We start from the raw sequence: 26,583 nt of genomic DNA, 5'->3' as shown, positions 1-26,583 counted from the left end.
CGCGGACCAAGCCCACCTGATGTTGCCGGTCCGGCAAGTGGCGTTACCGTTGCGCGGGTGATCGCCACGGACCGCCTGACGCTGCTGCCGCTCGAGGTCGAGTACGCCGAACCGATGGCACAGGTACTGTCCGACCCAGCCCTCTACGCCTTCACGGGTGGTGAACCGCCGTCCGTAGCGGCTCTGGAGGCACGCTACCGCCGTCAACTGGCCGGTCCGGGACGTCCGGACGAGCAGTGGCTCAACTGGGTGATCAAGTACGACGACGCGCTGATCGGCTACGTCCAAGCGACCGTCATTGCCGGTACGGCGGAGATCGCGTGGGTGATCGGCACCGCCTGGCAGGGCCGCGGTTTCGCGAAGGAGGCCGCCCAGGGACTGGTCACCTGGCTACGGGCTCAGAGAATCGGCCGGATCATCGCACACGTACTTCCGGACCACACTGCGTCAGCCGCTGTCGCAGCCGCGATAGGTCTCGCGCGCACCGACGTACTGGAGGACGGCGAGTACCTGTGGAACACGGCAGACCCGGCGTGAACCGGGTCTGCCGTCTACAGCATCAGACCGGGCGGACGTTCTCCGCCTGCAGGCCCTTCGGGCCCTGCGCGATCTCGAACTCGACCCGCTGGTTCTCGTCCAGGGAGCGGAAGCCCTGCGTCTGAATCGCCGAGTAGTGCACGAATACGTCGGCGCCGCCGTCCTCCTGGGAGATGAAGCCGAAGCCCTTCTCGCCGTTGAACCACTTCACTGTTCCCAAAGCCATGATTTTCTCCTGATACGACAAAACGCCCGGCGGATTACAAATCCGCGGGCGCTTCGACACGAACGTGGAACTGCAAAACTGCTATCGAGCCAAAACCCTAGCACGCTGGATGAGCCGTCAGCCACCCCTCGCCACGCCGTGCGCCGTACTCGCCCGGCGTGCCGGCTCAGGTGACCGCGCAGCCGGAGCCCCGCGAACGGGTGTGGCAGCTAGGGCCGCACGTACGTCGCCAGCGATGCCGCGCCGGTCTGGACGACCGAGGCGAGCTGGAGGTGGACGGGTGTGTCGGACGGACCGAACAGCTTCTCGCCGGTGCCGACGATCGACGGGAAGGTCATCAGCCGGTACTCGTCGACCAGATCGGCTGCCTGCAACGCCCGGATCACGCTGAGGCTGCCAGTGACCGCTACGGTCCGCGACTCGGTCTGTACGTAGTCCGTCAGGCTGCCCTCCATCAGGGTCGAGTTGGGGAAGGCCGACAGGTCGGTCAGTGAGTGCGACGCGACCATCTTGGCCATCTTGTTCATCCGGGTCGAGAAGTCGTCGGTGCGGTTCGGCCAGAGCCGGCTGAACAGCTCCCAGGTGGTCCGGCCGAGCAGCAGTACGCCGCTGTCCATCAGGTCTCCGAGGCGGAACTTGTCGCCGCCGACGGTCTCGGGGCCGTGGCGGAACGCCCAGCCGCCCGCCGACGTACCACCGGAGCCGTCCGGGTCGGTGACGATGCCGTCGAGGCTGACGAATCCGGTGACGATGACGTGGCCCATGGTTCCTGCTCCTTGCGTCGAGTGATTCACACATGTACATACCGCCGGGCCGGCCCCGATTCATCGCTGCGTACCGAACTTTTTTGGCGAGCGCTTGCCGGGGAGTGTGATCTTGACCGCATTCAGCCTCCAGCCTACTGTATGCCGTATACAAAGCCTCCCGGAAGGCGGAATCCTTGATGAGAGTTGCGGTTCTCGGCGCCGGTGCGATCGGTGCGTACGTCGGCGCGGCGCTGCACCGTGGTGGGACAGAGGTCCATCTGGTCGCCCGCGGCGCGCATCTGGAAGCGATCCGGTCGGACGGCGTCACGGTCCTCAGCCCACGCGGTGACTTCACGGCCCGCACTCCGGCCACAGACGACCCGGCAACGATCGGCCCGGTCGACTACGTCTTTCTCGGCCTCAAAGCGAACTCGTACGCGAACGCCGGCCCGTTGGTCGAGCCGCTGCTGCACGACCGCACGGTCGTGGTGGCGGCGCAGAACGGCATCCCCTGGTGGTACTTCCACGGGCTGAAAGGTCCGTACGAGGGCCGCCGGATCGAATCGGTCGACCCCGGTGGCGCCGTCACCCAGGTGCTCGACCTCGACCGCGCGATCGGCTGCGTCGTCTACTGCTCGACCGAGCTCGAAGGACCAGGCGTCGTACGGCACCTGGAAGGCACCCGCTTCTCGATCGGCGAACCCGGTGGCGGGCAGTCGGAGCGGTGCACGGCGTTCAGTACGGCGATGATCGCCGGCGGACTGAAGTGCCCGGTCGAGGACGACATCCGCAACGACATCTGGATCAAGCTCCTCGGGAACGCGGCGTTCAACCCGATCAGCGCACTGGCCCGGGCGACGATGGTGGAGATCGCGACGCATCAGGGCACCCGGCAGATGGTCCGGCTGATGATGGAGGAGTCGCTGGAGATCGCCGGCGCGCTCGGCTGTCACCCGGACATCTCCGTGGACAAACGGCTCGACGGCGCCGAACGCGTCGGCGAGCACAAGACCTCGATGCTGCAGGACCTGGAGAAGGACAAGCCGCTCGAACTCGACGTCATCCTCGCCGCGGTCGTCGAACTCGCCGACCTCACCGGCGTCAAGGCCCCCACCCTCCGCGCCGTCCACGCCGTCGCCGATCTCCTAGCCAGCAAGGTCGGCGTCTAAGCCGGGTGGGTCCGGCCAACAGCGACGCCGGACCCACCTGTTACTACAGGCTAGGTGAGTGAGGTTCCGGTTACTACAGGCGAGGTGAGTGAGGTTCCGGCTCGCCGTGCGGCGGATGTGTTGACGCAAACATGTCTAGACTCCTGCCACACGGGAGGTGCCGGGGTGGCAGGAACCTTGGGGAGGCGGCGGCGAGGTCCGTCGATGGCCGATGTCGCGCGACTGGCCGGGGTGTCCGGACAGACCGTGTCCCGCGTCGCGAACGGCCGGCAGAACGTGGACGCGCTCACCCGGGCCAGGGTCCAGGACGCGATGCGCCAACTCGGCTACCGCCCCAACGGTGCGGCCCGCGCCCTGCGCAGTGGCGAGTTCCGCAGCATCGGCGTGATCGTCTACGAGCTCTCCACCTTCGGTACGACGCGGACGCTCGACGCGATCGCCACAGCGCGCGGGTACTCGGTCAACCTGATGCCGGTGCTCTCGATCAGCCGCCAGGCCGTGCTGGACGCGTTCACCAGGCTGGGCGAGCAGGCCGTGGACGGCGTCATCATGATGATCGAGGCGCACGTTCTCGACGAGGTACACCTGCCCGTCGGTCTGCTGGTCGTGGTCGTGCACGCGGGAGACCATTACGACCACCCGGTGGTCGACACCGACCAGATGCAGGGTGCCCGGCTGGCGACCGAGCACCTGCTCGGGCTGGGGCACAAGACGGTGTGGCACCTGGGCGGCCCGCCCTCGTCGTTCGCCGCAGCCCAGCGCCGCCGGTCATGGGAGCAGACGCTCCGCGACCACGGTTGCGACGTACCGCCGCTGCTCATCGGCGACTGGTCCTCGGCGGCCGGGTACGACGCCGGCTGCCGGCTGGCCGTCGACGAATCGGTGACGGCGGTCTTCGCCGCCAACGACCAGATGGCGCTCGGCGTGCTCCGCGCCCTGCACGAGCACGGGCGGAAGGTGCCGGACGACGTGAGCGTGGTCGGCTTCGACGACATGGAAGAGGCGGCCCAGTTCTGGCCGCCTCTCACCACAGTCCGTCAGGCCTTCGCCGACATCGGCCACCGCAGCGTCGACACCCTCCTCGCCGAGATCCACGCCACCAACCACCATGCCCCATTAGCAGTCCCTACCGAACTGATCCTCCGCCGCAGCACCGCCCCACCAGCCTCCCGGCCCCGATCCCTCAGACAGAGCGGTTAGACCGCGATCGCGCCTGCGGCGAGGACCGCCCGCATCAAGGCCGCGGATTCGGTGGGGGTTTTGCCGACGCGTACGCCGGCTGCTTCCAGGGCCTCCTGCTTCGCGGCCGCCGTACCGGACGAGCCGGAGACGATCGCGCCGGCGTGGCCCATCGTCTTGCCCTCCGGCGCAGTGAAGCCCGCGACGTACCCGACGACCGGCTTGGTCACGTTCTCCTTGATGAACGCGGCCGCCCGCTCCTCGGCGTCACCACCGATCTCACCGATCATCACGATCGCGTCGGTGTCCGGGTCGTCCTGGAACGCCTGCAGCGCGTCGATGTGCGTGGTCCCGATGATCGGGTCGCCGCCGATCCCGATCGCGGTCGAGAACCCGAAGTCCCTCAGTTCGTACATCATCTGGTACGTCAGCGTGCCCGACTTGCTGACCAGGCCGATCCGCCCGGGTCCGGCGATGTCCGCGGGGATGATCCCCGCGTTCGACCGCCCGGGACTGATGATCCCCGGACAGTTGGGCCCGATGACCCGCGTGCCGTTGGCCTGTGCGTGCGCGAAGAACGCGGCGGTGTCGTGAACGGGCACGCCCTCGGTGATGACCACGACCAACGGGATCCCCGCGTCGACGGCCTCGATGACGGCTCCGCGCGCGAACCGTGGCGGCACGAACACCACCGACACGTCCGCGTCCGCCGCCTTCACCGCGTTCTCGCACGACCCGTACACCGGGATCGACCGCCGCGCGAAGTCCACCGACTGCCCGCCCTTGCCGGGTGTCACGCCGCCGACCACATTGGTGCCGGCGGCAAGCATCCGGCTGGTGTGCTTCTGTCCCTCGGACCCGGTCATGCCCTGCACGACGACCCGGCTCTTCTCGGTCAGGAATATCGCCATCTCGAACAATCCCTTCTAAGCGGCCAGCTCGGCGGCGCGCGCCGCGGCGCCGTCCATCGTGTCGACCACGGTCACCAGCGGATGGTGGGCCTTGGCAAGGATCTTGCGGCCTTCCTCGACGTTGTTGCCGTCCAGCCGGACGACCAGCGGCTTGTCGGCTTTCTTGCCTAGCACTGCCAGCGCCTGCACGATGCCGTTCGAGACCGCGTCGCACGCGGTGATCCCGCCGAACACGTTCACGAAGACGCTGCGTACCTGCGGGTCGGACAGGATGATCCCGAGCCCGTTCGCCATCACCTCGGCCGAGGCGCCGCCACCGATGTCCAGGAAGTTGGCGGGCTTCACGCCGTACGGCGAACCCGCGTACGCGACCACGTCGAGCGTCGACATCACCAGGCCCGCGCCGTTGCCGATGATCCCGACCGAACCGTCCAGCTTCACGTAGTTCAGGCCCTTGGCGTGCGCCTCCGCCTCGAGCGGATCGCCGGCCGCCTTGTCGTCGAAGCCGCTGTGATCCGGGTGCCGGTACGCCGCGTTGTCGTCGAGCGTGACCTTGCCGTCGAGGGCCTCCAGCGACCCGTCGCCGAGCTTCACCAGCGGATTCACCTCGACCAGCGACGCGTCTTCCGCGACGAAAACGTCCCACAACCGCTGGACGATATCCACGGCACCAGTTGGGAACCCGGCCGCCGCGACAATCTCAGCTGCCTTGGAATCGTCGACGCCGATAGCCGGATCGATCGGTACCTTCGCGATCGCGTCCGGGTTGGTGTGCGCGACCTCCTCGATCTCCACACCGCCTTCGGTGCTGGCGATACAGAGGTACTCGCGGTTCGCCCGATCGATCAGGAACGAGAAGTAGTACTCCTCGGCGATGTCCGCGGCCGGGGCGAGCAGCACCCGCTGCACGGTGTGCCCCTTGATGTCCATCCCGAGGATCTCGGCCGCCTTCGCCTGCGCCTCGTCCGGGGTGGCGGCCAGTTTCACGCCGCCGGCCTTACCGCGCCCGCCGGTCTTCACCTGCGCCTTCACCACCACGCGCCCGCCGAGCTCACGGGCCGCGTCTGCGGCGTCGGCCGGATCCTCGATCACCCGTCCCAGCGTCACCGGAACGCCGTGCCGGGCAAACAGCTCCTTGGCTTGGTACTCCATGAGGTCCACTGTCGCCTCCCTGAATGTGTAGTGCCGACTGTATGCGGTATGCAATCCGGTCACAAGAGTGACGCCCCAGGTCTGGACAGCTTCGGCGCAGAGGAGTACCACAGACTTCATACGGTATCCAGTAGTCAGGAGGCGATATGAATCCCACGCCCCGGGATGTACGTGACGTCTATGGCCGGCGGTACCGGATCGGCGAGGACGCCCGCGAACTGACCGGCCACTCACGCCGCTGGCAGCTCTGGGCGGCCTGGGCCTGCATGGTCGCGATCAGTCCGTTGCAGTACTCGTTCGGCACCGCAGCGCTCGGCCTAGCCTCGGACCGCGGTTGGAGCGGGGCCCAAACGCTGTGGCTGCTCGCGGTCTTCGTCGCCTGCCAAGCGCTCGTCGCGATCCCAGCCGCCTGGGCCCATCGGGTACGGCGGGCAACGCCGACGCAGCTCGTCATCGGCGGCGGTGCGCTCGCGGCGATCGGCCTCGTCACCCTCGCCCATGTACACACCTACGGCGCGGTCCTCGTCGGCTACTCGCTCCTCGGCGGGACCGGAGCGGGCCTCGTGTACGCGGCCTGCATCACGACGTCGGCGCGCTGGTTCCCGGAACGGCGTACCGCGACGATCGGCTTCGTGACAGGCGGGTTCGCGGTCGGCGCCGTACCGAGCATCTTCTTGCTGACCCGGATGGATCAAGCGCTCGTGTTCGACCTGACCGCTCTGGTGGCGGTGCTGGTCGTCCTGGTTGCAGGGGGTCTACTGAAGGATCCGCCGCGGCACTGGTGGCCCGCGGACATCGACGCGCAGGTGTGGGCGATCGACCGGAAGCTGAACCGCAGCATCCCGCACAACGCACCCGCGGTCCGGCAGTACCGTCCGGGCGAGGCGATGCGGACCGGCGCGCTGCCGCTGATGTGGTTGCTGCTGGCAATCAGCACGGCGCTGTCGCTGCTCGGCATCGGCTTCGTGGTGAGCTACGGCGCGAGCGCCGACCTTGGTCTCACGGTAGCGGCGACGGCTGCCGGATTGCTTGCTGCGGTCAACGGTCTTGGCAGGTCGTTGGCAGGTCACCTGTCCGACGGATTCGGTCGCCGTCGGGTGCTGGCCGCCGTACTGATGATCGAAGGTTTCGCGCACGTCGGTTTGGTGGTTGTCCACGCCGGCTGGGCGTTCGTGGTGTGCGCGATGTTCGCGGGCCTGGGTGGTGGCGCGTTCTACGCGATCATGGCCAACCTCGTGCTGGAGTTCTTCGGCGAGAACAGCCTGCTGCAGAACCAGGCGATCCTGTACTCCGCGAAGGCGGTCGGCGGCCTGGTCGGCATCGGTGTCGCCGCATCCGTGATCGCGGTGGTCGGGTATCGGCCGTTGTTCCTCGGGGCCGGGCTGCTCGGCGTACTGACTGCGCTGAGTGTGCGCCTCCTCAAACAACCCGGTCGGCCGGCGTTGCCCGTGCGGCCCCAACTCGGTACGCCGGTGGCGGGCGAGTGAACGGCTACGGGAAGGTCAAGCGACCCGATCCGTGCGTGATGGAACTGGTGTCCCGCCTCGCGCGGGAGCCGTGGACCGATCGCCCCGCGTGCGTGCATCCCGTCCTGAGCTCGGTGGCGCGAGCGGCCCACGATCACAGCAGCTCTGCCGGTCGGCGGGACCTGCTGCCGCTCGCGCCGCGCTTCATCAACACCAGCCGCGTCGGCTTCGAGGCATCGGCCCGTCTGGTCGCACTGTGCGTTTCCACTGCACTCGCGAGCGGCGAGCTGACCGGTGACGAGCGGCGGAGGATGGCGGCCGCCCATCAGACGGCGCTGCACCTGCTCGGGTCCGAGGACGATCCCGGGGGAGCGGCACGCTGGTGGTTGCCCGCGCTCGACCGGCTGGGCTGGAGCGAGCCGTTCTACCGCACGTTTATCGCCACGGAACACGCAGCCGAGGCCGTCGCGGTCACCGCTCGGACAGCGAACGGTGACCGCGACGTACGCCTGCGCAGCCTGCTGAAGCTCTGCCTAGGGACTCAGCCCAAGCCCTCGTGTTCGGCGTCCGCCCAGAAATCGTGGTCGTAGTCGTCGTCCGGGATCGTCACGAGTTCGTGCCGGCGGGGTGCGCGGACCTGCTGCTCGAGGCGCCGGAGGTCCGCCGTACACCGCTCCAGATCGTCGAGCAACCGCAGTACGTCGAGATGCGGACCGACGCGATTCCTCAACGCCGTAAGGGACTTCTCCAGCGCGACGAGTGCGGCACGGGTCCGGTCGAGGTCCTCGGAAATCGTCATCACAGCCTCCTGGCCCCGAGCTCTGGACAACGCCTGGTGGGTGGGATAAGACTACGACTACACCATACGGTATGCAATCTACACACCAAGCCGCACGACGGCCTTCCGAGGAGATGACTGCAGATGGCGCAGACAGTGTCGGAGACCCAGCCCGCCGCCCACGTGAAGGAGCCGGAGATGATCTCCGGTGGTCACCTCGTCGCGAAGGCCTTGAAGGCCGAAGGCATCGACGTGATCTTCACGCTCTGTGGCGGTCACATCATCGACATCTACGACGGCTGCGTGGACGAGGGCATTGCGGTGGTCGACGTGCGCCACGAGCAGGTCGCGGCCCACGCCGCCGACGGGTACGCACGGGTCACCGGCAAGCCCGGCTGCGCGGTCGTCACCGCCGGCCCCGGTACGACGGACGCGGTCACCGGGGTCGCGAACGCGTTCCGCGCCGAGAGCCCGATGCTGCTGATCGGCGGCCAGGGCGCCCTGAACCAGCACAAGATGGGATCCCTGCAGGACCTGCCGCACGTCGACATGATGACGCCGATCACGAAGTTCGCCGCGACCGTGCCGCACACCGCGCGGGCCGCGGACATGGTGTCGATGGCGTTCCGCGAGTGCTACAACGGCGCGCCCGGCCCGTCGTTCCTGGAGATCCCGCGCGACATCCTGGACAACTCGGTGCCGGTCGATTCCGCCACCGTTCCCGAGGCCGGGCATTACCGGGCCTCGACGAAGAGCATCGGCGACCCGGCGAGCGTCGAGGCGCTGGCCGACCTGCTGGTGCGGGCCGAGAAGCCCGTCGTACTGCTCGGCAGCCAGGTGTGGACCTCCCGCGGGAGCGACGCGGCGATCGACTTCGTCCGGACGCTCGACATCCCGGCGTTCATGAACGGTTCGGCCCGCGGCACGCTGCCGCCTGGCGACCCGCACCACTTCCACCTGTCCCGGCGGTACGGCTTCAACAACGCCGACCTGATCCTGATCGTCGGCACGCCGTTCGACTTCCGGATGGGGTACGGGCGCCGGCTCCCGAAGAGCGCCACCGTCGTACAGATCGACCTCGACTACCGCACCGTCGGGAAGAACCGCGACATCGACCTCGGTCTGGTCGGCGACCCGGGCGCGATCCTGGCCGCGGTCACGCAAGCGGCGTCGGGCCGGCTGCACAAGACGGATCGCAAGGCCTGGTTCGCGGAGCTGCGGGCCGAGGAGGACGCGGCGTACCAGAAGCGGCTGCCGCGGCAGTTGTCCGACGCGAACCCGATCCACCCGCTGCGCCTCGCGCACGAGATCAACGAGTTCCTCACCGAGGACTCGATCTACATCGGCGACGGCGGCGACATCGTGACGTTCTCCGGTGGCGTCGTACAGCCGAAGTCACCCGGCCACTGGATGGACCCGGGCCCGCTCGGCACGCTCGGCGTCGGCATCCCGTTCGTGCTCGCGGCGAAGTACGCGCGACCGGACAAGGAAGTGGTCGCACTGTTCGGCGACGGCGCGTTCTCGCTGACCGGCTGGGACTTCGAGACGCTGGTCCGCTACAAGCTCCCGTTCGTCGGCGTGGTCGGCAACAACTCGTCGATGAACCAGATCCGCTACGGCCAGGAAGCGAAGTACGGCAAGGATCGCGGCCGGATCGGCAACACCCTCGGCGACGTGAAGTACGACGAGTTCGCCCGGATGCTCGGCGGGTACGGCGAAGAGGTCCGTGACCCGAAGGACATCGGGCCGGCGCTGCTCCGGGCCCGCGAGTCGGGGCTGCCGTCGCTGATCAACGTCTGGGTCGACCCGGACGCCTACGCCCCCGGAACCATGAACCAGACCATGTACAAGTAAGGGGACCCGTCATGACCCAGGCCCTCCAGGGTGTCCGTGTTCTCGACATGACCCATGTGCAGTCCGGACCGTCCTGTACCCAGCTCCTCGCCTGGCTCGGCGCCGATGTGATCAAGCTCGAGGCACCGACCGGCGACATCACCCGCCAGCAGCTGCGCGACGTACCCGACGTCGACAGCCTCTACTTCACGATGCTCAACTGCAACAAGCGCAGCATCACGCTGAACATGAAGTCCGACCGCGGCAAGGAGATCTTCGTCGACCTGGTGAAGAACTCCGATGTGCTGGTGGAGAACTTCGCTCCCGGCGCGATCGACCGGATGGGCTTCACCTGGGAGCGGCTGCAGGAACTCAACCCGCGGCTGGTCTTCGCGTCGATCAAGGGCTTCGGGCCCGGCCGCTACGAGAACTTCAAGGCGTACGAGGTCGTCGCCCAGGCGATGGGCGGCGCGATGAGTACGACGGGGTTCGAGGACGGACCGCCCACCGCGACCGGCGCGCAGATCGGTGACTCGGGCACCGGCATCCACCTGGTGGCCGGCATCCTCGCCGCGCTGCTCCAGCGGACGCACACCGGCAAGGGCCAGCGGGTCACCGTGGCCATGCAGGAAGCAGTACTCAACCTGACCCGGGTGAAGCTGCGCGACCAGCAGCGGCTGACGCACGGCCCGCTGCGCGAGTACCCGAACGACAACTTCAACGGCGAGGTGCCGCGGTCCGGGAACGCGTCCGGTGGCGGCCAGCCCGGCTGGGCGCTGCGCTGCGCACCCGGCGGACCGAACGACTACATCTACGTGATCGTGCAGCCGCCGGGCTGGGCGCCGATCGCCAACCTGATCGGCAAGCCCGAGCTGGCCGAGGACCCGGACTGGGCGACGCCGGCCGCGCGGCTGGACAAGCTCGACAAGATGTTCGCGCTGATCGAGCAGTGGACCGAGCAGCACACCAAGTTCGAGGTGATGGACCAGCTCAACGCGCTGAACGTGCCGTGCGGACCGATCATGTCCACGGCCGAACTGATCGCGGACGAGACGCTCGCCGACCTCGGCGCGGTGGTCGAGGTCGAGCACCCGCAGCGCGGCACGTTCAAGACCGTCGGCTGCCCGATCAAGCTGTCCGACTCCCCGGTCGACGTCCAGACCTCACCGGGCCTCGGCGAACACAACTCCGTCATCTACGGCGCGCTCGGCATCGACACGGCCGAGCTCTCCGAACTCAAAGCCGCCGGCGTGATCTGAACGTCCGAAGAAGTCGAGAGACGGGTCACCGGTTCTTCGGACGTAAGCATCGAATACAGAGGAGTTGCAGCGCATGACTTATGACAAGGCAGCGGTTCGGGCCATCCTCGACCAGGCTCTGGCGGACGGCCGCACCTCGCTGAGCGCGCCGGAGGCCAAGCTGGTCGCCGACGCGTACGGCATCCCGACGCCGGGCGAGGGGCTGGCCGCGACTGCCGACGGAGCCGCCGGCCTCGCGGCCGAGATCGGTTTCCCGGTCGTGCTGAAGATCGTCTCGCCGGACATCCTGCACAAGACCGACGCCGGCGGCGTGGTGGTCGGCGTCGACAGTGCCGACGCGGCCCGGGACGCCTTCGACAAGATCCTCGCCAATGCGCGTGCGTACCGGGCCGACGCCGAGATCACCGGCGTACAGGTGCAGAAGATGCTGGTCACCGGCGGTGACGTTCAGGAGGTCATCGTCGGTGCGGTCACCGACCCGACCTTTGGCAAGGTGGTCGCGTTCGGGCTCGGCGGCGTACTCGTCGAGGTGCTCAAGGACGTCACGTTCCGGCTCGCTCCGCTGTCCGACGGCGAGGCTCGCGCGATGGTCGACGGGATCGGCGCGCGCGAGATGCTCGAAGGCGTTCGCGGCGCGAAGCCGGTCGACAAGGACGCGGTCGGCGAGCTGATCAAACGGCTCTCGGACCTGGTCACGGACTTCCCGCAGTTCGCGGAGGTCGACCTGAACCCGGTGCTGGCCGGCCCGGACGGCGCCACCGCGGTCGACTTCCGGATCATCGTGGACGCCGAGGCCGGGAAACCGGTCGAGCGGTACAGCCAGGAGGAGATCCTGACCGCGATGACCCGGATCATGAAGCCGCGCGCGGTGGCCGTGATCGGGGCGTCCAACGAGGACGGCAAGATCGGCAACTCGGTGATGAAGAACCTGGTCAACGGCGGGTACGCCGGGGACATCTACCCGATCAACCCTCGCGGCGGCGAGGTCCTCGGGCTCAAGGCGTTCCCCAGCATCACCGACGTACCGGGTGAGGTGGACGTCGCGGTGTTCGCCGTACCGGCCAAGTTCGTCTCCGGCGCGCTCGAGCAGTGCGGTCAGAAGGGCGTCGCGGGCGCGATCCTGATCCCGTCCGGGTTCGCCGAGACCGGTGAGCAGGCGCTGCAGGACGAGGTCGTCGCGATCGCCCGCAAACACAACGTCCGCATTCTGGGACCGAACATCTACGGCTACTACTACCTGCCGGAGAGCCTGTGCGCGACCTTCTGCACGCCGTACGACGTCCGCGGGTCCGTTGCCCTGTCGTCGCAGTCCGGCGGGATCGGGATGGCGATCCTCGGGTTCAGCCGGTCCAGCCGGATGGGGGTCTCCGCGATCGTTGGGGTAGGCAACAAGGCCGATATCGACGAGGATGACCTCCTGACGTTCTTCGAGAGCGACGACAACACCAACCTGATCGCCATGCACCTTGAGGATTTGAAGGACGGCCGGGCGTTCGCCGAGACGGCGGCCCGGGTGTCGAAGAAGAAGCCGGTCGTCGTACTGAAGGCCGGCCGTACTTCCCTGGGCGCGCGGGCGGCCAGCTCGCACACCGGCGCCCTGGCCGGCAACGACAAGGTGTACGACGACATTCTGCGGCAGAGCGGGGTGGTCCGGGCGCCGGGGCTGAACGAGATGCTCCAGTACGCCCGCGGGATCCCGCTGCTGCCGACGCCGAAGGGCGAGAACGTCGTCATCATCACGGGAGCCGGCGGTTCCGGCGTACTGCTCTCGGACGCTTGTGTGGACAACGGCCTCACGCTGATGGACATCCCGTCAGACCTGGATGCGGCGTTCCGCACGTTCATCCCGCCGTTCGGCGCGGCCGGCAACCCCGTGGACATCACGGGTGGCGAGCCGCCGTCGACGTACCGGAACACGGTCGCGCTGGGGCTGTCCGACGAACGGATCCACGCGCTGATCCTGGGGTACTGGCACACGATCGTGACACCGCCGATGGTGTTCGCGAAACTCGTCGCCGAGGTGGTCGAGGAGTTCCGGGCCAAGGGCATCGACAAGCCCGTGGTCGCCTCGCTGTCCGGTGACGTCGAGGTCGAGGAAGCGTCGCAGTACCTGTTCGACCACGGTGTGGTCGCCTACCCGTACACCACCGAGACCCCGGTCCAGGTCCTCGGAGCCAAGTACCGCTGGGCCCGCAACGCCGGGCCGCTCGGCATCAGTTGATTGGAGGAAGGAGCGCGCGGGGGAAGTTGATCCGCTAGTTGGCGTCGAACTAAGGAGTCCGCCTTGGACGTCACGAGCAAGACCTCAGAAGTTCCCGAAGAGCCGGTGGCCGCGGTCACCGAGAAGGTCTGGAAGGCCGGCCGGCTCGAACCGATGCCGATCCGGAAACTTCCGGACGCACCACCGTCCATGCACATCCTCGGTCCGACCGTCTTCCTGGTCGCGCTGGGTGTGGGGATGGGGGAGTCGTACATGTGGCCCCGGCTCGTCCTGGTGTTCGGGCCGGACATCCGCTGGTTGTTCATGGTCGGTGTCACGCTGCAGGCGTTCGTGCTGCTGGAGATGGCGCGGTACGCGATGGCCACCGGGGAGAGCATCTTCTTCGGCGCGGCCCGGATCTTCAAACCGCTGATGTGGTTCTTCTACGCGGCGGCGATCCTGATCTACATGTGGCCGGGCCATCTGTCCGCAGGCGCGGCCGCGTTCGAGGAGATCACCGGCATACCCTGGCAGGTCACCGCGTGCGTGGCTCTGGTGTTCGTCGGTGTGCTGTTCAGTCTGCTGTCGGTGATCTACAACTTCCTCGAGAAGCTGCTCGGCCTGCTGATCGGGCTGCTGGTCGTCGGTACGTCGGTGATCGCCGCGATCGTCGGCAACTGGGACGACCTCGGCCGCACCCTGTCCGGGATGTTCGCGTTCGGGTACTTCCCGCACGACGCGATGACCTCGGCGTGGTTCCCGGTCGTCGTCGGCTCGATCGCGTTCGCCGGGCCGTCCGGGATGCAGCAGATGTGGTACACGCTGCAACTGCGGGACAGCGGCGCCGGCATGGGGGCGCACATCCCGAAGATCCGCGGCCTGCGGGCCGAGGGCGAGGCGGAGTCGATGCCGTCGCGCGGGTTCATGTTCGACACCGAGGACCCGGCCGAGATGGCGAAGTGGAAGGGCTGGCGCAAGTGGGTCACGTTCGACGCGATCCTGCTCTTCTGGGGCATCACGATGCTGGTGACGATCTCGTTCACCGTGCTGGCGATGTCGGCGGCGCGGGAGAACCCGGACGTCGCCTCGCTGATCGAGGGCGGTGACCGGGAAGCGGCGCTGAAGGCGATGTCGGACGCGTTCGCGTCGGCCGGTTCGCCGATCCTCGGGACGTTGTTCTTCGCCTTCATCGCACTGATCGGGCTGAACGCGACCCTCGGTCTGTTCGACTCGTTCTCCCGCGGTCAGGCGGACATGACGTACTACTTCGTGCCGGGCGCCAAACGGTTCTCGATGTCGAGGCTGTACGCCGGGTTCCTGTGGGGCGTGATCCTGTTCGGGATCCTGATCCTGCTGTTCGGGCCGGCCGACGGCCCGGCGGGGATCCTGGACACGCTCGCGTTCCTGTCCACGTTCGCGATGGGCGCGTACTGCATCGTGTTGCTGCTGACCAACAACCTGCTGCTGCCGAAGAAGATCCGTCCCGGCCCGGTGCGGAACGTGATCATCGGGTTCGGAGCGGTGTTCTATCTCGGGATGCTGTTCTACTGCCTGTTCCGCTTCGGCGTGGCTGTGGGTTGAGATGGCTGACTTGAAGCAGTTGGCGCAGTACTGCGTCCCGGCCGCGTCGGTGGGCGCGGCAGCAGGACTCATCGCCGGTGGACTGGCCGCATTCGTCGGCCAGCCCGCCGGCTGGGCAGTCGTCACCGGGCTCGGTCTCGGCGTACCCCTGATCCTGTTCGGGTCCGGGTACGCCGTACTGGTTGCGCTCGGCAAAGTCCCCGCGGGCGTGTTCGCGCCGGCGGCGGTCTACTGGGTGGTCGCGTTCCCGCTGGCGCTCCTGGTGCACTCGGTGGTCACCGCCTGGGTGATCACCGGTTCACCCGGCCTGCCACCGGAACCGTGGAAGTTCCTCGCCTTCCGTGCGCTGGTGAGCATGGGATTCGCGATCGGCTTCCTCTGGATGCAAGAACAAATAGGTCGCCTCTGGTGGCCCCACATCCTCGACCGCAACATCTACGCCCGGCGCGTCGTGGAGCAGTACACCCACCTGGCCACCGCCCTAACAGCCCGCAAAGCCGCCGCAGGCCGCAACCGCTAACCCCACCAGTCGCCCGCAATCCCACCAGTTGCGGGCGACCGAAAGGACACCCTGTCTTTCTGCCGCCTTCGGCGGGTGCGCGCCTCGTGCACGGCTCGCGCTACATCGCCGGCTGTACCGCGGCTTTCCGGAACATTCTTGCCGCTCTTTGACGATTATGTTCCGGAAACCCAGCCTGCCCCAGGCCCCGGCCAGCCCACCGAGGTCGCCTCCTGGGCGGGCTCCTCGTCTTGTGGTGACGTCGACCCCGAGGCCGTCGTGGACAACGCTGCTCGGCCGGGGGATGGTTGGCGGTGATGATGGTGAAGTGGCGTTCTGCGACTGCCGACGACGCGGTGTTTCTGGCTGAGTTGGCCGGTGTGGTTTCGGGTCGTGACTTCAGTGCTGACCAGGCGTCAGCTTTTCTTCGGACCTGGCGGGTCGAGCGGCTGCCGGTCAGCTAGTACGACGACGGCGGCGAGGGGTTGGGTCTGCGTCGGGGGTTTCGACAGGGGCCGTTGTGGCCTGGAGGTCGTGGTAGGCCTTGCGGGTGTGTTCGGTGTGTTCGCGCATGATCTGGGCGGCTTTGTCTTCGTCGCCTTCGCTGATGGCCTTCACCAGGCGGTTGTGCTCGCGCCAGGACGCAGCCCCGCGGACGGGGGCGACCGGGGTGTAGTACCAGCGGACGCGGCGGTCGACCTGGGCGGCGAAGTCGACGAGGAAACGGTTGCCGGACATCTGGGTGATCAGGCTGTGGAGCTCGGCGTTCGTCCGCACGGTGCCGTCGATGTCGCCGGCTTCCTGGTACGTCGTGCCGACCTTGCACAGCTCGCGCAACGTGGCGACGTCGTCCTTCGACGCGTGCCGGGCCGCGAGCCTCGCGGACTCCGACTCCAGCGCGGCGCGGGCCGCCAGCAACTGGTCGACCTCGTCCTCGGCCGGCACATGCACCATCGCGCCGAACCCGGGCCGCAGATCCACCCAGCCTTCGTTGTTCAGCCGCTGCAGGGCCTCGCGCACCGGCTGCCGCGAGACGCCCAGGATCCCGGCGAGCTCGACCTCGACGAGGTGCCGCCCGCGCTCGAGCGTGCCGTCGATGATCATCTCGGTGAGGGCCTCGTACACCGATTCCCGCAACGGCTGCGGTCGCTTGACGTGCCGCACACCGGCCGGTTCCGCACCCGCCCCTGGCCCCGCACTGATCGTCGTCATGAGGTCCCTTCCGGTCCTACCACTGTGGCACTTGGTAGACAGTCTACCAAGTGCCACGTGCCTCCAATTGCTCCGGCGCCGAAGCAGTCCGTACGCCGGATCAGGCGGCCGACTCGTCCGCGCGCCGGGGGTCGCCGTGTGCACTGTCCGCTTCGCCGATCAGCTGGGCGAACTCCGCGTCCAGGTCGATCGGGGCGTTCAGCTCCTGCAGCAGCTCCGGGGCATCCGGGAACTGCGGGCGAGCCGCCAGAGCGCCGAACCTCCGTGTGAAGATCATTTCTACCCTTCCTTGAATTCTGGCTTCTGTATACATTCAACCAGGTGCACGGACCAGTCATGCCCAGATCTCACGTGATCCCGCTTACACCGTGGTGGAGTACGAGTGCGCGCCGGTGCCGGCCAGTCGCCCGCCGTCGACGATCAGGTACTCGTCGCGGATCGGCGTACCGCTCAGCCAGGACTCCAGGATCTCCCGCGTGCCCGCGGCGTACCGGGCCTGCGCGGACAGCGACGAGCCGGAGATGTGCGGCGTCATCCCGTGGTGCGGGATGGTCCGCCACGGGTGATCGGCCGGCGCCGGCTGCGGGTACCAGACGTCACCGGCGTACCCGGCTAACTGCCCGCTCTCCAGGGCCCGCACGATCGCGTCCCGGTCGGCGATCTTCGCCCGCGCGGTGTTGATCAGATACGTCCCGCGCTTCATGGTCGCGAGGAGCTCGTCGCCGAACAGCCCCTCGGTCTCCGGGTGCAGCGGCGCGTTGATGGTGACGACATCGCAGTACGGCACCATGTCGGCGGCGCTGTCGTGGAAGGTGAGGTTGAGTTCGCGCTCCACCGACTCGGGCAGCCGGTGTCGGTCGGTGTAGTGCAGGTTCACGTCGAACGGCGCCAGCCGCCGCAGTACGGCGGTCCCGATCCGGCCGGCCGCGACGGTGCCGACGTGCATGCCCTCGAGGTCGTACGAACGCGCCACGCAGTCCGCGATGTTCCATCCGCCGTCGACCACCACCTGGTACGACGGGAGGTAGTTCCGCACCAACCCGAGAATCATCATCACCACGTGCTCGGCGACGCTGATGCTGTTCGAGTAGGTGACCTCGGCAACCGTCATGCCCGCGCCGATCGCCGCGTCCAGGTCGACATGGTCCGACCCGATCCCGGCGGTGATCGCGAGCTTCAGGTTCGGCGCCTTCGCGATCCGCTCGGCCGTCAGGTACGCCGGCCAGAACGGTTGCGAGATCACCACGTCGGCGTCGGGAAGCTCGCGGTCGAGCGCCGCCTCCTTGTCGGAGATGACGACGAGCGTGTGCCCTTGGCTCTCGAGGAAACCGCGCAGCCCGAGTTCACCGGACACGCTGCCGAGCAGCGCGCCTGGTGTGAAGTCGATCGACTTCGGGCTCGGCGCGGTCTGGCCGTCCGGGTACCGCTCGATCGAGGGGATGCTGTCGCGCGCGTACGTCGTCGGGTAGCCGGCAGCGGGGTCGTCGTACAGCACGCACACAATCTTCGCCATGATGGAATCTCCTTGTTCTGAAGGGATTTCCACCATCGCCGGGTCAAGGACCGGCGGTCAAAGACTTGCTCGCTATGTCGAGATAGCCCGAACCCATCAAGTGCACGTCGAGCAGGCCGTCGAGGGCCTTGTGGACGCCGGCCTGCCGGGCGACATCGAGCAATGCGCGGGCGAGTACGGGTTCGGGGCTCCGCGCGGCGATCACCAGGCCGACCCGCGGCCCGTGCGCCGGGCGCTTGAGCGGTACGACGCGCATCCCGTCCGGTACGCCGAACATGTGCAACCACGCGTGCGAGATGACCGTCGACCAGTGGTTGCCGTGCAGGTGACTGTAGAGACCGGACACCGTGTCGCTCTCGATCGCCGGTGTCGCGGTCGCGCCGTCGTCGGTGAAGTAGCCGTTCATGATCCGGCGGTTGCGCATCTCGGGGGAGAGCAGGCAGAGCGGCAACTCGGCGACCTGCGCCCACGTCGCCACCGGCAGGTCGGCGAGCTCGGTGTCCTTCGGGGTGAGCAGCAGGTACCGCTCCTCGTACAGCGGCGTCTTGCGCACCTGACCGAGTGTGTCGTCGTCGAGGTATGTCATCGCGACGTCCAGCTCGAACTCCGCCAGCTTCTGGGTGATGTCCCGCGACGACAGCGACTCGAGCGTGACGCGCGTGTTCGGGTGGCGTTCGCAGAACGGTGTGGTCAGGAGCGAGACGACCGGCATCGCGGTCGGGATCGCGCCGAGCCGGAGCGTGCCGTTCAGGCCGCCGCGCATCATCGACAGCTCGTGGCGGAGCGCGTCCTGCTCGGCGAGGATCCGCTGCGCCCAGAGCAGCACCCGCTCGCCCTCGGGGGTCAGGCCCTCGAAGCGGCGGCCGCGGCGCACGATCGGTACGTCGAGCTCCTGCTCGAGCTTGCGGATCGCGGCGGACAGCGACGGCTGGGAGACGTAACAGGCATCCGCCGCCCGGGCGAAGTGCTTCTCGCGGGCGAGGGCGACGAGGTACTCCAGTTGCCGGAGCAGCATCAACGATCCCGGGTGGGTGTGCAGTCGCCTGTATACATAATCCAACTGTAGTGACGCTTCCTTCGACCCGGAAGGGCTCGTCACTCTGTGAAGTGGATCACACTGTGTCTTTCTGGCGACAGCTCGCTCGACGGTTGGGCAGGGACCTGTTCGGCAAAGGAGTGTGTGATGGAGAAGGTTGTCTCGAAGGACGGCACCGAGCTCGCGTACGACACCTACGGCAGCGGGCCGGTTCTGGTGCTCGTGGCCGGTGGGTTCACCGACCGCTCGCGGTACGTCGAGGACGCGGTGGCACTGTCCGCGGCGTTTACCGTCGTGAACTACGACCGGCGGGGCCGTGGCGACTCCGGCGACACGCTGCCGTACGCGGTCGAGCGTGAATGGGAAGACCTCGACGCCGTGCGCTCGGCGACCGGCGCGCGGTTCGCCTGCGCGTACTCGTCCGGGTCGATGGTGCTGCTGCAGGCCGCACTGCCGTTCGAGAAGCAGGCCGTCATGGAGCCCCCGTTCCGGGTCGACGGTGCACCGCCAGCACCGGAGCGCTACCTCGAGCGGCTACAGGAGTTCGTCGCCGCCGGAAACCCGGGTGGAGCGGCCGAACTGTTCATGGTCGAGGCAGTCGGACAGCCGAAGGAGGTGGTCGAGCAGATCAGGCAGACGCCGATGTGGGCCGGGCTGGAGGCCATCGCGCACACACTCGTGTACGACGCGCTGCAGTTGGGGGACAGCGCCGTACCGGTAGAGCTGCTGGCGTCGGTCGACGTACCGACGCTAGGGCTGTACAGCAACGCGAGTCCGGAGTGGCTGCGGCGGTCCGTGCAGGAGACGGTCGCTGCGTTGCCGCAGGGCACGGTGGAAGGACATGACGGGACGTTCCACACGCTGCCGCCAGAGACGCTGGCGCGGGTGCTGTCGGGCTACTTCCTCAACGAGTGAACAGCTCGAGGAGGTGTTTGAGACGTGGTGCCAACGGCCGCTCTACGCCGTAGTGCAGGGCGGCCGCCACGCCGATCATCAGGAGCGGGTCTTCGATGAGGATCCGGACGAGTGTGTCCAGCGGCAGGCGGGGCAGTTGCTGACCGCTTTCGATCAGCTGGCGGCGGCGCGTACGAGCTGAGGATTGCGGGCCGCGAGTTCGTTGTAGGCGGCAAGTACTTCGGTGGGGATGTCGACGTGGTCTATGAAGTTGCGGCCTTGGGGGCCGTAGACGTCTGGTGACAGGCGGTGGATCTCGCCGAGGAGCAGGGAGCGGAAGCGGAAGCGGGTCCAGATCTCGGGTGCGTCCGGGCCGGCGCTGACCCGGTCGGGGCCGATCCACGGGATCAATGGCGCGGCTGATCAGCGTCGTACCGGGAAGGTCGGCAAAGGACCGCTCGAAACAGGCATGCGTACGACGTTGCATGGTCGGATCTTGGATGAGCAGCAGCGTCTGCGGCGAGCTGATCGTCCGGCGGGTGAACTCCGCGTTCTCGCCGCAGTTCGTCGACCGGTCCTCGACGGTGAGGTGATCGGCCGGTACGCCGTACCTGAGCAGCAGCTCCTGGAACACGTGCGGCGCCTCAGCCGCGACCTCCACCGACTCCAGCACCGCGGAGCCCATCAACACAACAAGATCCACTGATCGCCCGACCGGATCCCGCCGCGCGAGGTACTCCGCGATCACTACCTCATCCAAAGCCGGTAGTCGGCATGGATGTCAAGGTACCCAGAGCCGCAGGTTTTTGCAGTTGTTGCAGGGGTGAATGCATTGAGTTGCGCGGAGCGTGAGACCTATCGTTCGAGCTCTTCCTAACCGCCCTAAGGAGTATCGCCAGTGAATGTGAAGTTCAGTCTTATGTCGGCAGTGGCCGTACCGGTGGCTGCGGCCGCTGTCTTGATCGTCGGCGCTGGTTCCGCGAATGCTTCCACCGGTGTCCAGCCGTCAGTTACCCGCGCGCCGGATGCCACTGCGGCAATCGGACTTCCTTACACTATGCGGGTGACTGGATTGTCCGGCGAACGATCCAATTCACGCTCAGCAGCCAACCCAAGTCGTGCGTCGGCGGCCTGACCACGAACCACAACTACTACATCCGGGGAAGAACGTCTTCGTCCAGGGACAGCTCATGGGTGGAACGGTGGTTATCAGCTACTCGTGATCCCCAGCAACCTGGTCGTTCCGGCAGCCGTGGCGGCACTCGCGTTCCTGGCGTGGGTGCTGCTCCGGCTCGTCCGGTTGACGCGGCGACGTGACTTCGTCCGTCCTCGTCGGCTGGCCATCACCTGCGTCGGGTTGTGGGGGTTCGGTCTGTTGCTCGTGACCCTCGGAGGCAGGCCTCACGACCCCAGTGGGCTGGTGTTCTTCAACTGGATTCCATTCGCCACGCAGACAGCGGCGTCCACGTCTGAGATCGTCATGAACTTCTTGTTGTTCATGCCCGCAGGATTTCTCCTGCCCTGGATCGCGCGCTATGCCACCTGGCGGCGCCTCGTGGTGATTGCGATAACAGGTGCCGCCATGATTTCGACGGTGATCGAGGTGCTGCAGGCATTCACCCCACTCGGAACCGCAGGCGATCTCACCGACATGTTGCTCAATACCGCGGGCTGCGCAATCGCGGCGACCATTGCGGCGATCCTCCACCAAGTTCTGATCCGGGAACCGGAACACACCGCTCGCCGGAAAGCTCGACGTCAGGTCGGCAGGCGCATTGGCATCAGGATGTAGGCGGAGTCTGTCGTCGGCGCGTCGTCGGGGGAGCGCAGGCCGGTCAGGTTGGCCGGTCTGGTGGGTTGAGTGAAGGCGAAATGCGCGAGCGGTGTACCCAGCGAGGCCAGGCCGTCGAGCAGGTAGCCGGCATTGAAGCCGGTCACGACTGGTTCGCCGGTGAGCGTGACCTCGACGGCCTCCGATGCCTGCGCCTCTTCGCCGTTGCCCGCGTCGAGCGTCGCCGTACCGTCCGCGAATGTGAGTCGCACCGGCGCCGACCGCTCCGCCACCAGCGCCACCCGTTTGACGACCTCGAGCAGCGCGGCCGTCTCCACGGTGACGGTGCTGGTGATCGCGTTCTCGGCCGGGATCAGCCCGCGAACCTTCGGGAACTCACCGTCGATGAGCCGGCTCGTCGCGCGCCGCCCACCACCCTCGAACCCGAGCAACCCGTCCCCAGTGCGGGTCGAACCGAGCGCGAGAGTCAACTCGTGACCGGACATCGCCTTGGCGACGTTCGCGAGCAGCTTCGCCGGAACCAGTACGTTCGCCTCGACGCTCACGTCGGCCGGCTCCCACGGGAACGTCCGGAGTGCCAGCCGGTACCTGTCCGTGGCCAGTAGTGAAATGGTCGCCCCGCGGATCTCCAGCCGGATCCCGGTGAAGACCGGCAGCGTGTCGTCCCGGCCGGCCGCGCTCACCACCTGCGCGACCGCGTGCGAGAAGACGTCCCCGTCGACCACGCCACTCACCGCGGGCATCTCAGGCAGCGCCGGATACTCGTCGATCGGCAAGGTATGAAGGACGAATCGGGCGGCCCCGCTACTCACCTGGACCCGAGCCGCCTCGGCGCTCAGATCCACCGAGTCCCGAGGCATGCTCCGGCAAATGTCCGACAGCAATCGCCCGGACACCAGCACCCGCCCCTCGTCGGCCACCTCGGCCGGCACGCTGACCTGCCCCGAACTCTCGTAGTCGAACCCGGACAACGTCACCTGCCCGTCCGCCGCGTCGACCACCATCCCGGCCAGAATCGGCACGCTCGGTCTGCTCGGCAGCCCACGCGCAACCCATCCAACAGCCTCGGCCAGTGCTTCACGCCCGACCCGAACCTTCATCCCAGCACCTCCCCATCGCGAGGCCTTACTCAATCAGCCCCCACCGACAGTTTCTGAACGCGAAGGATCCGGCCGCACACCAGGCGCGGCCGGATCGTCAACGAGCGACAGTCAGTAGACAGTCACGCCGTACGCCGAAGCGGCTTCGGTGACGGGCTGGAAGAACGTCGTACCTCCGCTGCTGCAGTCGCCGCTGCCGCCGGACGTGATGCCGAGCGCCTTCGAGCCGTCGTACAGCGGACCGCCGGAGTCGCCCGGCTCGGCGCACACGGTGGTCTGGATGAGGCCGCCGACCTTGCCGGCGCCGGAGTACCGCACGGTGACGTTGAGGGCTGTCACCTTGCCGCTGTGGACGCCGGTCGTCGAGCCCTTGCGGGTGACAGTCTCACCGACGAAGGCGTTCGCCGCCGTGAAGCCGCCCGGATGGCTCAGCGAGGTGTTCGTGTACTGCACCAGCGCGTAGTCGTTGCCAGGGAAGCTGTAACCGGCGGTCGGGCCGATCAGGGTGCTGTGGCTGGAGTTGGTGTACCAGGTCTTGGCGACCTTGCCGCAGTGGCCGGCAGTCAGGAAGTAGTAGGTGCCACCCTTCTGCACGTTGAAGCCGAGTGAGCAGCGGTACTGGCCACCGTAGATCGCGTCACCAGCCGCCAGGAGCGGCCTGAAGACACCGCTTGTCCGGTTGACCTGCACACCGTCACGCTGCAGCGACGCCAGGTCCTTGGCGGACACGGTGCTGTCGGCTGTCACGACAACCCTGCCCGCAGCCGCGTCGGTGTACCACGCGACCCCTCGTACGGCGGACTGCTCGACAGCGGACTGCGCCGCAGCCAGCTGCGCAGCCGGAGACGGAGCCTTCGCCTCGGCCGGTACGGCGTACAGCGATGCTGCGACCACACTGACGACGGCAAGGAGCTGGGCGGTACGACGCGCGCGTTCGATCCTCACGGGTTCCTCCTGAGGCATCACGGGACCGAGTGAGCGGGGTCCCTCGACACCCCACATGTTCCCGCGGGAGGTCAGCTGCAACCAGACGTCGCGTGGAGGTCACCGAACGCGACCTGTTCCACCTGATCGGCTTCGCGCCGTGACAGGACGACCGCCGACAAGGCTCCCGGCACCACGCTGCCCGGGTCACTGGCCGCCCTCGCGACCACGTCGGGCCACCGTCTGCAGTGGGTCTCCATACTGGTCGACCGCACCACCCGACCGCGGGCCCACTGGCCGGAGCGGGCTACGTCTCCTGGTACGTCGAGGAGGATCAAGTGCAACGGGAGGCCCGCTTGCCGGGCGCGCCAGCCGATGAGGTGCCGCGCCCAGGGGCGGGTCGCGCAGTCGTGGATCACCAGAGGGCCACGACCCGGGCGCATCGCGTTCAGCAGAGTCACGTAGTACACGAGATGGACGAGCGGTCGCCACAGGCCGTACGGGAGTGCGCCGAGGACGGGCATCCAGCGGTCGCGGATGTGCGCGGAGTCGAGCACCCGCACTGTGCGGTTGCCGGCGAACATCCGGCGCAGGAACGTGCTCTTGCCCGCACCGGGTATGCCGGCCAGCACGACGACAGCGTCAACGGCGTACCGCAGCTCCCGGCCTCGCAGTACTCCTTCTATGACTCCTGCATGCATCAGATCCGTCCTTCCCACACGTAGTGGGTTAGACGAGCGGCACGCGCGGATCGCCCCGAGAACGGACTGAGAAGTCGCTAGGAACTCCCTGAGAGCCGCAGGCATGTGACCGCAATCACAAACCCGGCTGCTGACAGCGCCCCCGGCAGGACTCGAACCTGCGACCAACGGATTAGAAGTCCGACGCTCTATCCAGCTGAGCTACGGGGGCGTATAGCAGGGAAGAGTCTCTCAGATCGCCGGGTGATCTCGCCTCTGGGTTCCCGATCGTGATGGTTCCGGGCCCGGCGAAGTACAGGGTTGTCGTTCCATCCCGGTAACGCTGAGTGGGTGGTCCTGCCGCTGGATCTGGACCCCAACTAGGCTGCGGGGCATGAGTTACCCCTCACCAGGCCAGTCCGGCGCGCCGCAACCCGCGGCGGGGTCGGCGTACTCGCCCGGCGGACCGTACCCGCAGCCCAACGTACTCGGCAATCATCCGGTGCCCGGGCAGCGGCGGAACCGCGGCGTGCTGATCGGCATCGTGATCGCGGTGGCGTTCGCGATCGCGGGCCTGGTGATCTTCGGAATCGTGGCCAAGTCGACCGGCGCCGGCGGCTTCACCTGGGGTCTGGTGTTCGCGTTCGTCCCGGTCATCCCGGTGATCGCGCTCTACCTCTGGCTCGACCGGTACGAGCCCGAGCCGACGAAGTACATCGTCTTCGCGCTCTGCTGGGGCGCGTTCATCGCCACGCTCGCCGCGATCTTCATCAACACCGAGGTGTCGCACCGGCTGGCCGAGACCGGCGTCGGCGGCGACCGGTCCGCGGTCTTCGTCGCACCGCCGGTGGAGGAGTTCGCCAAGGGCTCCGTGATCCTGCTGCTGGCACTCGTCCGGCGCAAGGAGTTCGACGGCATCATCGACGGCCTGGTGTACGCCGGGATGGTCGGCGTCGGCTTCGCCTTCACCGAGAACATCCTGTACTACGGCCGCGTCTTCAACACGCTCTCCGAGGAGGCCGGCAGCGACGCCGGCCTGCGCGGTGCCTTCGCGCTGTTCATCATCCGCGGCGTGATCTCGCCATTCGCGCATCCGCTCTTCACGTCGTTCACCGCGATCGGGATAGGTGTCGCGATCCGGCACCGAAGTACCGCCGTACGGTATCTGGCGCCGGTGGTCGGGTATCTGGCCGCCGTACTGGCGCATGCGGCGTGGAACGCGTCCGCGAGCTGGGCCGGCGGTGGGGGCTTCATCCTCGCGTACCTGTGCCTGATGGTGCCGCTCTTCATCTGCCTCGTGGTCTTCGCGCTGGTGATGCGGTCCCGGGAAGGGCAGATGATCGCGTCCAGGCTGTACGACTACGTGCGGTTCGGCTGGCTGGTGCCGCAGGACGTACCGCTGATCGCGACGCTGCGCGGGCGCAAGGCGCTGCGACAGAACGCACGGCGGTACGGATCCCAGGCGGAGGCCGCCGCGAAGGCGTTCCAGCACAACGCCACCGAACTCGCGTACCTGCGAGACAAGATCGTCCGCCAGGTGATCGGGCTCGAGGCGCTGGAGACCGAGAAGGCGCTCCTCGACGAACTCCGGGAGCGGCGGCCGAGCGTCCCGTTCCCCCCGATGCCGGCGTTCGCCCAGGCCGCCCCGCAGTACGCCGGTGCCCCCATGCCTCCCGGTGCGCCGATGGGGCCTGGCGGGGCTGTGCCTGGGGCGGGTGGCCAGGGGCCGTATCCGGGCCCGCAGGCTGGTTATCCGCCCGCCCAGTCCGGGTATCCCTCCGGTCAACCAGGTCACGCAGCAGGTCCGCCCAGTTACCCACCGGGACCCCCTGGTCAACAAGGACCGCCGGGAGGATACGGTCCGTATCCACCACCGCAGTGACTGCCACCCGTCCA

General features: G+C 67.6%; 26 protein-coding genes, 1 tRNA gene and 1 pseudogene. 13 read left to right on the top strand and 15 right to left on the bottom strand.

Annotation, left to right across the window (positions count from 1 at the left end; all coding sequences use genetic code 11):
* The first annotated feature begins 57 nt into the window (after positions 1–57).
* Positions 58–537, top strand: coding sequence for a GNAT family N-acetyltransferase (locus ACWF0M_RS05135; protein WP_452234319.1), 480 nt, complete (start codon positions 58–60; stop codon positions 535–537).
* A 22-nt stretch (positions 538–559) separates the two neighbouring features.
* On the opposite strand, the gene ACWF0M_RS05130 is transcribed toward ACWF0M_RS05135, so the two are convergent.
* Both ACWF0M_RS05130 and ACWF0M_RS05125 read right to left on the bottom strand, forming a co-directional pair.
* The gene (locus ACWF0M_RS05130) at positions 560–763 is read right to left on the bottom strand and encodes a cold-shock protein (protein ID WP_130381366.1); all 204 of its coding nucleotides are present in this window, start codon (positions 761–763) and stop codon (positions 560–562) included.
* Between the two features lie 209 nt (positions 764–972).
* Complete coding sequence (locus ACWF0M_RS05125) at positions 973–1,527, bottom strand: dihydrofolate reductase family protein (RefSeq protein WP_452234318.1); 555 nt, start codon at positions 1,525–1,527, stop codon at positions 973–975.
* 179 nt (positions 1,528–1,706) lie between these two features.
* Here ACWF0M_RS05125 and ACWF0M_RS05120 point away from each other — a divergent pair, with 179 nt between their 5' ends.
* Both ACWF0M_RS05120 and ACWF0M_RS05115 read left to right on the top strand, forming a co-directional pair.
* Positions 1,707–2,678: a 2-dehydropantoate 2-reductase gene (locus ACWF0M_RS05120; protein WP_452234317.1), complete on the top strand. Its 972-nt coding sequence runs from the start codon at positions 1,707–1,709 to the stop codon at positions 2,676–2,678.
* A 204-nt stretch (positions 2,679–2,882) separates the two neighbouring features.
* Positions 2,883–3,878 carry a LacI family DNA-binding transcriptional regulator gene (locus ACWF0M_RS05115; RefSeq protein WP_452234316.1) on the top strand — a complete coding sequence of 332 codons (996 nt, stop codon included), beginning with the start codon at positions 2,883–2,885 and terminating at the stop codon, positions 3,876–3,878.
* On the opposite strand, the gene sucD is transcribed toward ACWF0M_RS05115, so the two are convergent.
* Both sucD and sucC read right to left on the bottom strand, forming a co-directional pair.
* On the bottom strand, positions 3,875–4,768 hold the full coding sequence (gene sucD / locus ACWF0M_RS05110; protein ID WP_452234315.1) for a succinate--CoA ligase subunit alpha: 894 nt from the start codon (positions 4,766–4,768) through the stop codon (positions 3,875–3,877). The two genes, ACWF0M_RS05115 and sucD, sit on opposite strands and share 4 nt — an antisense overlap.
* 15 nt (positions 4,769–4,783) lie before the next feature.
* Entirely contained in the window at positions 4,784–5,929 is a 1,146-nt protein-coding gene (sucC, locus tag ACWF0M_RS05105; RefSeq protein ID WP_452234314.1) for an ADP-forming succinate--CoA ligase subunit beta, read from the bottom strand.
* Between the two features lie 137 nt (positions 5,930–6,066).
* Here sucC and ACWF0M_RS05100 point away from each other — a divergent pair, with 137 nt between their 5' ends.
* Positions 6,067–7,407, top strand: coding sequence for an MFS transporter (locus ACWF0M_RS05100; protein WP_452234313.1), 1,341 nt, complete (start codon positions 6,067–6,069; stop codon positions 7,405–7,407).
* Positions 7,404–7,976, top strand: a complete 573-nt coding sequence (locus tag ACWF0M_RS05095; RefSeq protein ID WP_452234312.1) for a hypothetical protein — start codon at positions 7,404–7,406, stop codon at positions 7,974–7,976. Before ACWF0M_RS05100 ends, ACWF0M_RS05095 begins: the two co-directional genes overlap by 4 nt.
* On the opposite strand, the gene ACWF0M_RS05090 is transcribed toward ACWF0M_RS05095, so the two are convergent.
* Positions 7,928–8,185: a hypothetical protein gene (locus ACWF0M_RS05090; RefSeq protein WP_452234311.1), complete on the bottom strand. Its 258-nt coding sequence runs from the start codon at positions 8,183–8,185 to the stop codon at positions 7,928–7,930. The two genes, ACWF0M_RS05095 and ACWF0M_RS05090, sit on opposite strands and share 49 nt — an antisense overlap.
* A gap of 123 nt (positions 8,186–8,308) precedes the next feature.
* Between ACWF0M_RS05090 and ACWF0M_RS05085 the strand changes: the two genes are divergently transcribed.
* The 5 genes from ACWF0M_RS05085 (at position 8,309) to ACWF0M_RS05065 (ending at position 15,557) form a co-directional block, all read left to right on the top strand.
* Positions 8,309–10,018 (top strand): thiamine pyrophosphate-binding protein, encoded by a 1,710-nt coding sequence (locus tag ACWF0M_RS05085; RefSeq protein WP_452234310.1) that lies wholly within the window; start codon positions 8,309–8,311, stop codon positions 10,016–10,018.
* Between the two features lie 11 nt (positions 10,019–10,029).
* On the top strand, positions 10,030–11,256 hold the full coding sequence (gene frc / locus ACWF0M_RS05080; protein WP_452234309.1) for a formyl-CoA transferase: 1,227 nt from the start codon (positions 10,030–10,032) through the stop codon (positions 11,254–11,256).
* A gap of 73 nt (positions 11,257–11,329) precedes the next feature.
* The gene (locus ACWF0M_RS05075) at positions 11,330–13,477 is read left to right on the top strand and encodes an acetate--CoA ligase family protein (protein ID WP_452234308.1); all 2,148 of its coding nucleotides are present in this window, start codon (positions 11,330–11,332) and stop codon (positions 13,475–13,477) included.
* Between the two features lie 63 nt (positions 13,478–13,540).
* Positions 13,541–15,037, top strand: a complete 1,497-nt coding sequence (locus tag ACWF0M_RS05070) for an Nramp family divalent metal transporter (RefSeq protein ID WP_452234307.1) — start codon at positions 13,541–13,543, stop codon at positions 15,035–15,037.
* A gap of 1 nt (position 15,038) precedes the next feature.
* Positions 15,039–15,557 carry a hypothetical protein gene (locus ACWF0M_RS05065; protein WP_452234306.1) on the top strand — a complete coding sequence of 173 codons (519 nt, stop codon included), beginning with the start codon at positions 15,039–15,041 and terminating at the stop codon, positions 15,555–15,557.
* Between the two features lie 435 nt (positions 15,558–15,992).
* Here the strand turns inward: ACWF0M_RS05065 and ACWF0M_RS05060 are convergent, their stop codons facing one another.
* The 4 genes from ACWF0M_RS05060 to ACWF0M_RS05045 all read right to left on the bottom strand — a co-directional run bounded on the left by ACWF0M_RS05060 (position 15,993) and on the right by ACWF0M_RS05045 (position 19,276).
* Complete coding sequence (locus tag ACWF0M_RS05060) at positions 15,993–16,748, bottom strand: GntR family transcriptional regulator (RefSeq protein ID WP_452234305.1); 756 nt, start codon at positions 16,746–16,748, stop codon at positions 15,993–15,995.
* 100 nt (positions 16,749–16,848) lie between these two features.
* Positions 16,849–17,025: a hypothetical protein gene (locus ACWF0M_RS05055; RefSeq protein WP_452234304.1), complete on the bottom strand. Its 177-nt coding sequence runs from the start codon at positions 17,023–17,025 to the stop codon at positions 16,849–16,851.
* Between the two features lie 84 nt (positions 17,026–17,109).
* Positions 17,110–18,261, bottom strand: coding sequence for an NAD-dependent formate dehydrogenase (locus ACWF0M_RS05050; RefSeq protein WP_452234303.1), 1,152 nt, complete (start codon positions 18,259–18,261; stop codon positions 17,110–17,112).
* A 43-nt stretch (positions 18,262–18,304) separates the two neighbouring features.
* The gene (locus ACWF0M_RS05045; protein WP_452234302.1) at positions 18,305–19,276 is read right to left on the bottom strand and encodes a LysR family transcriptional regulator; all 972 of its coding nucleotides are present in this window, start codon (positions 19,274–19,276) and stop codon (positions 18,305–18,307) included.
* 168 nt (positions 19,277–19,444) lie between these two features.
* On the opposite strand from ACWF0M_RS05045, the gene ACWF0M_RS05040 reads away from it, so the two are divergent.
* Complete coding sequence (locus ACWF0M_RS05040; RefSeq protein ID WP_452234301.1) at positions 19,445–20,212, top strand: alpha/beta fold hydrolase; 768 nt, start codon at positions 19,445–19,447, stop codon at positions 20,210–20,212.
* Positions 20,213–20,365: 153 nt separating this feature from the next.
* Here ACWF0M_RS05040 and ACWF0M_RS05035 read toward each other — a convergent pair whose 3' ends face one another.
* Together ACWF0M_RS05035 and ACWF0M_RS05030 are read right to left on the bottom strand one after the other, a co-directional pair.
* Complete coding sequence (locus tag ACWF0M_RS05035; protein WP_452234489.1) at positions 20,366–20,602, bottom strand: hypothetical protein; 237 nt, start codon at positions 20,600–20,602, stop codon at positions 20,366–20,368.
* Between the two features lie 100 nt (positions 20,603–20,702).
* A pseudogene (locus ACWF0M_RS05030) lies at positions 20,703–20,876 on the bottom strand (YdcF family protein); the annotation flags it as partial.
* A 534-nt stretch (positions 20,877–21,410) separates the two neighbouring features.
* Between ACWF0M_RS05030 and ACWF0M_RS05025 the strand changes: the two are divergent.
* Complete coding sequence (locus ACWF0M_RS05025) at positions 21,411–21,983, top strand: VanZ family protein (RefSeq protein ID WP_452234300.1); 573 nt, start codon at positions 21,411–21,413, stop codon at positions 21,981–21,983.
* Here ACWF0M_RS05025 and dnaN read toward each other — a convergent pair.
* From dnaN to ACWF0M_RS05005, 4 genes are all read right to left on the bottom strand, one after another.
* Positions 21,950–23,083, bottom strand: coding sequence for a DNA polymerase III subunit beta (dnaN, locus tag ACWF0M_RS05020; RefSeq protein WP_452234299.1), 1,134 nt, complete (start codon positions 23,081–23,083; stop codon positions 21,950–21,952). The two genes, ACWF0M_RS05025 and dnaN, sit on opposite strands and share 34 nt — an antisense overlap.
* Before the next feature lie 111 nt (positions 23,084–23,194).
* Positions 23,195–24,028, bottom strand: coding sequence for a S1 family peptidase (locus ACWF0M_RS05015; RefSeq protein ID WP_452234298.1), 834 nt, complete (start codon positions 24,026–24,028; stop codon positions 23,195–23,197).
* 71 nt (positions 24,029–24,099) lie between these two features.
* Entirely contained in the window at positions 24,100–24,708 is a 609-nt protein-coding gene (locus ACWF0M_RS05010) for an AAA family ATPase (protein ID WP_452234297.1), read from the bottom strand.
* 137 nt (positions 24,709–24,845) lie between these two features.
* Positions 24,846–24,919 (bottom strand) — tRNA-Arg (locus ACWF0M_RS05005).
* A 162-nt stretch (positions 24,920–25,081) separates the two neighbouring features.
* Here ACWF0M_RS05005 and ACWF0M_RS05000 point away from each other — a divergent pair.
* Complete coding sequence (locus ACWF0M_RS05000; RefSeq protein ID WP_452234296.1) at positions 25,082–26,569, top strand: PrsW family intramembrane metalloprotease; 1,488 nt, start codon at positions 25,082–25,084, stop codon at positions 26,567–26,569.
* Positions 26,570–26,583 lie beyond the last annotated feature (14 nt).

The organism is Kribbella sp. NPDC055110, assembly GCF_053607525.1.
Note: the sequence above shows the minus strand (reverse complement) of the source record. Positions and strands in the feature narration are given on the sequence as shown.

Excerpts from the sequence above, each read along its gene's own strand:
- ACWF0M_RS05130 (WP_130381366.1), bottom strand. The coding sequence starts at position 763 with ATGGCTTTGGGAACAGTGAAGTGGTTCAACGGCGAGAAGGGCTTCGGC.
- ACWF0M_RS05125 (WP_452234318.1), bottom strand. The coding sequence starts at position 1,527 with ATGGGCCACGTCATCGTCACCGGATTCGTCAGCCTCGACGGCATCGTC.
- ACWF0M_RS05120 (WP_452234317.1), top strand. The coding sequence starts at position 1,707 with ATGAGAGTTGCGGTTCTCGGCGCCGGTGCGATCGGTGCGTACGTCGGC.
- ACWF0M_RS05115 (WP_452234316.1), top strand. The coding sequence starts at position 2,883 with ATGGCCGATGTCGCGCGACTGGCCGGGGTGTCCGGACAGACCGTGTCC.
- sucD (WP_452234315.1), bottom strand. The coding sequence starts at position 4,768 with ATGGCGATATTCCTGACCGAGAAGAGCCGGGTCGTCGTGCAGGGCATG.
- ACWF0M_RS05100 (WP_452234313.1), top strand. The coding sequence starts at position 6,067 with ATGAATCCCACGCCCCGGGATGTACGTGACGTCTATGGCCGGCGGTAC.
- ACWF0M_RS05090 (WP_452234311.1), bottom strand. The coding sequence starts at position 8,185 with ATGACGATTTCCGAGGACCTCGACCGGACCCGTGCCGCACTCGTCGCG.
- ACWF0M_RS05085 (WP_452234310.1), top strand. The coding sequence starts at position 8,309 with ATGGCGCAGACAGTGTCGGAGACCCAGCCCGCCGCCCACGTGAAGGAG.
- frc (WP_452234309.1), top strand. The coding sequence starts at position 10,030 with ATGACCCAGGCCCTCCAGGGTGTCCGTGTTCTCGACATGACCCATGTG.
- ACWF0M_RS05075 (WP_452234308.1), top strand. The coding sequence starts at position 11,330 with ATGACTTATGACAAGGCAGCGGTTCGGGCCATCCTCGACCAGGCTCTG.
- ACWF0M_RS05065 (WP_452234306.1), top strand. The coding sequence starts at position 15,039 with ATGGCTGACTTGAAGCAGTTGGCGCAGTACTGCGTCCCGGCCGCGTCG.
- ACWF0M_RS05060 (WP_452234305.1), bottom strand. The coding sequence starts at position 16,748 with ATGACGACGATCAGTGCGGGGCCAGGGGCGGGTGCGGAACCGGCCGGT.
- ACWF0M_RS05055 (WP_452234304.1), bottom strand. The coding sequence starts at position 17,025 with ATGATCTTCACACGGAGGTTCGGCGCTCTGGCGGCTCGCCCGCAGTTC.
- ACWF0M_RS05050 (WP_452234303.1), bottom strand. The coding sequence starts at position 18,261 with ATGGCGAAGATTGTGTGCGTGCTGTACGACGACCCCGCTGCCGGCTAC.
- ACWF0M_RS05045 (WP_452234302.1), bottom strand. The coding sequence starts at position 19,276 with ATGCTGCTCCGGCAACTGGAGTACCTCGTCGCCCTCGCCCGCGAGAAG.
- ACWF0M_RS05040 (WP_452234301.1), top strand. The coding sequence starts at position 19,445 with ATGGAGAAGGTTGTCTCGAAGGACGGCACCGAGCTCGCGTACGACACC.
- dnaN (WP_452234299.1), bottom strand. The coding sequence starts at position 23,083 with ATGAAGGTTCGGGTCGGGCGTGAAGCACTGGCCGAGGCTGTTGGATGG.
- ACWF0M_RS05010 (WP_452234297.1), bottom strand. The coding sequence starts at position 24,708 with ATGCATGCAGGAGTCATAGAAGGAGTACTGCGAGGCCGGGAGCTGCGG.
- ACWF0M_RS05000 (WP_452234296.1), top strand. The coding sequence starts at position 25,082 with ATGAGTTACCCCTCACCAGGCCAGTCCGGCGCGCCGCAACCCGCGGCG.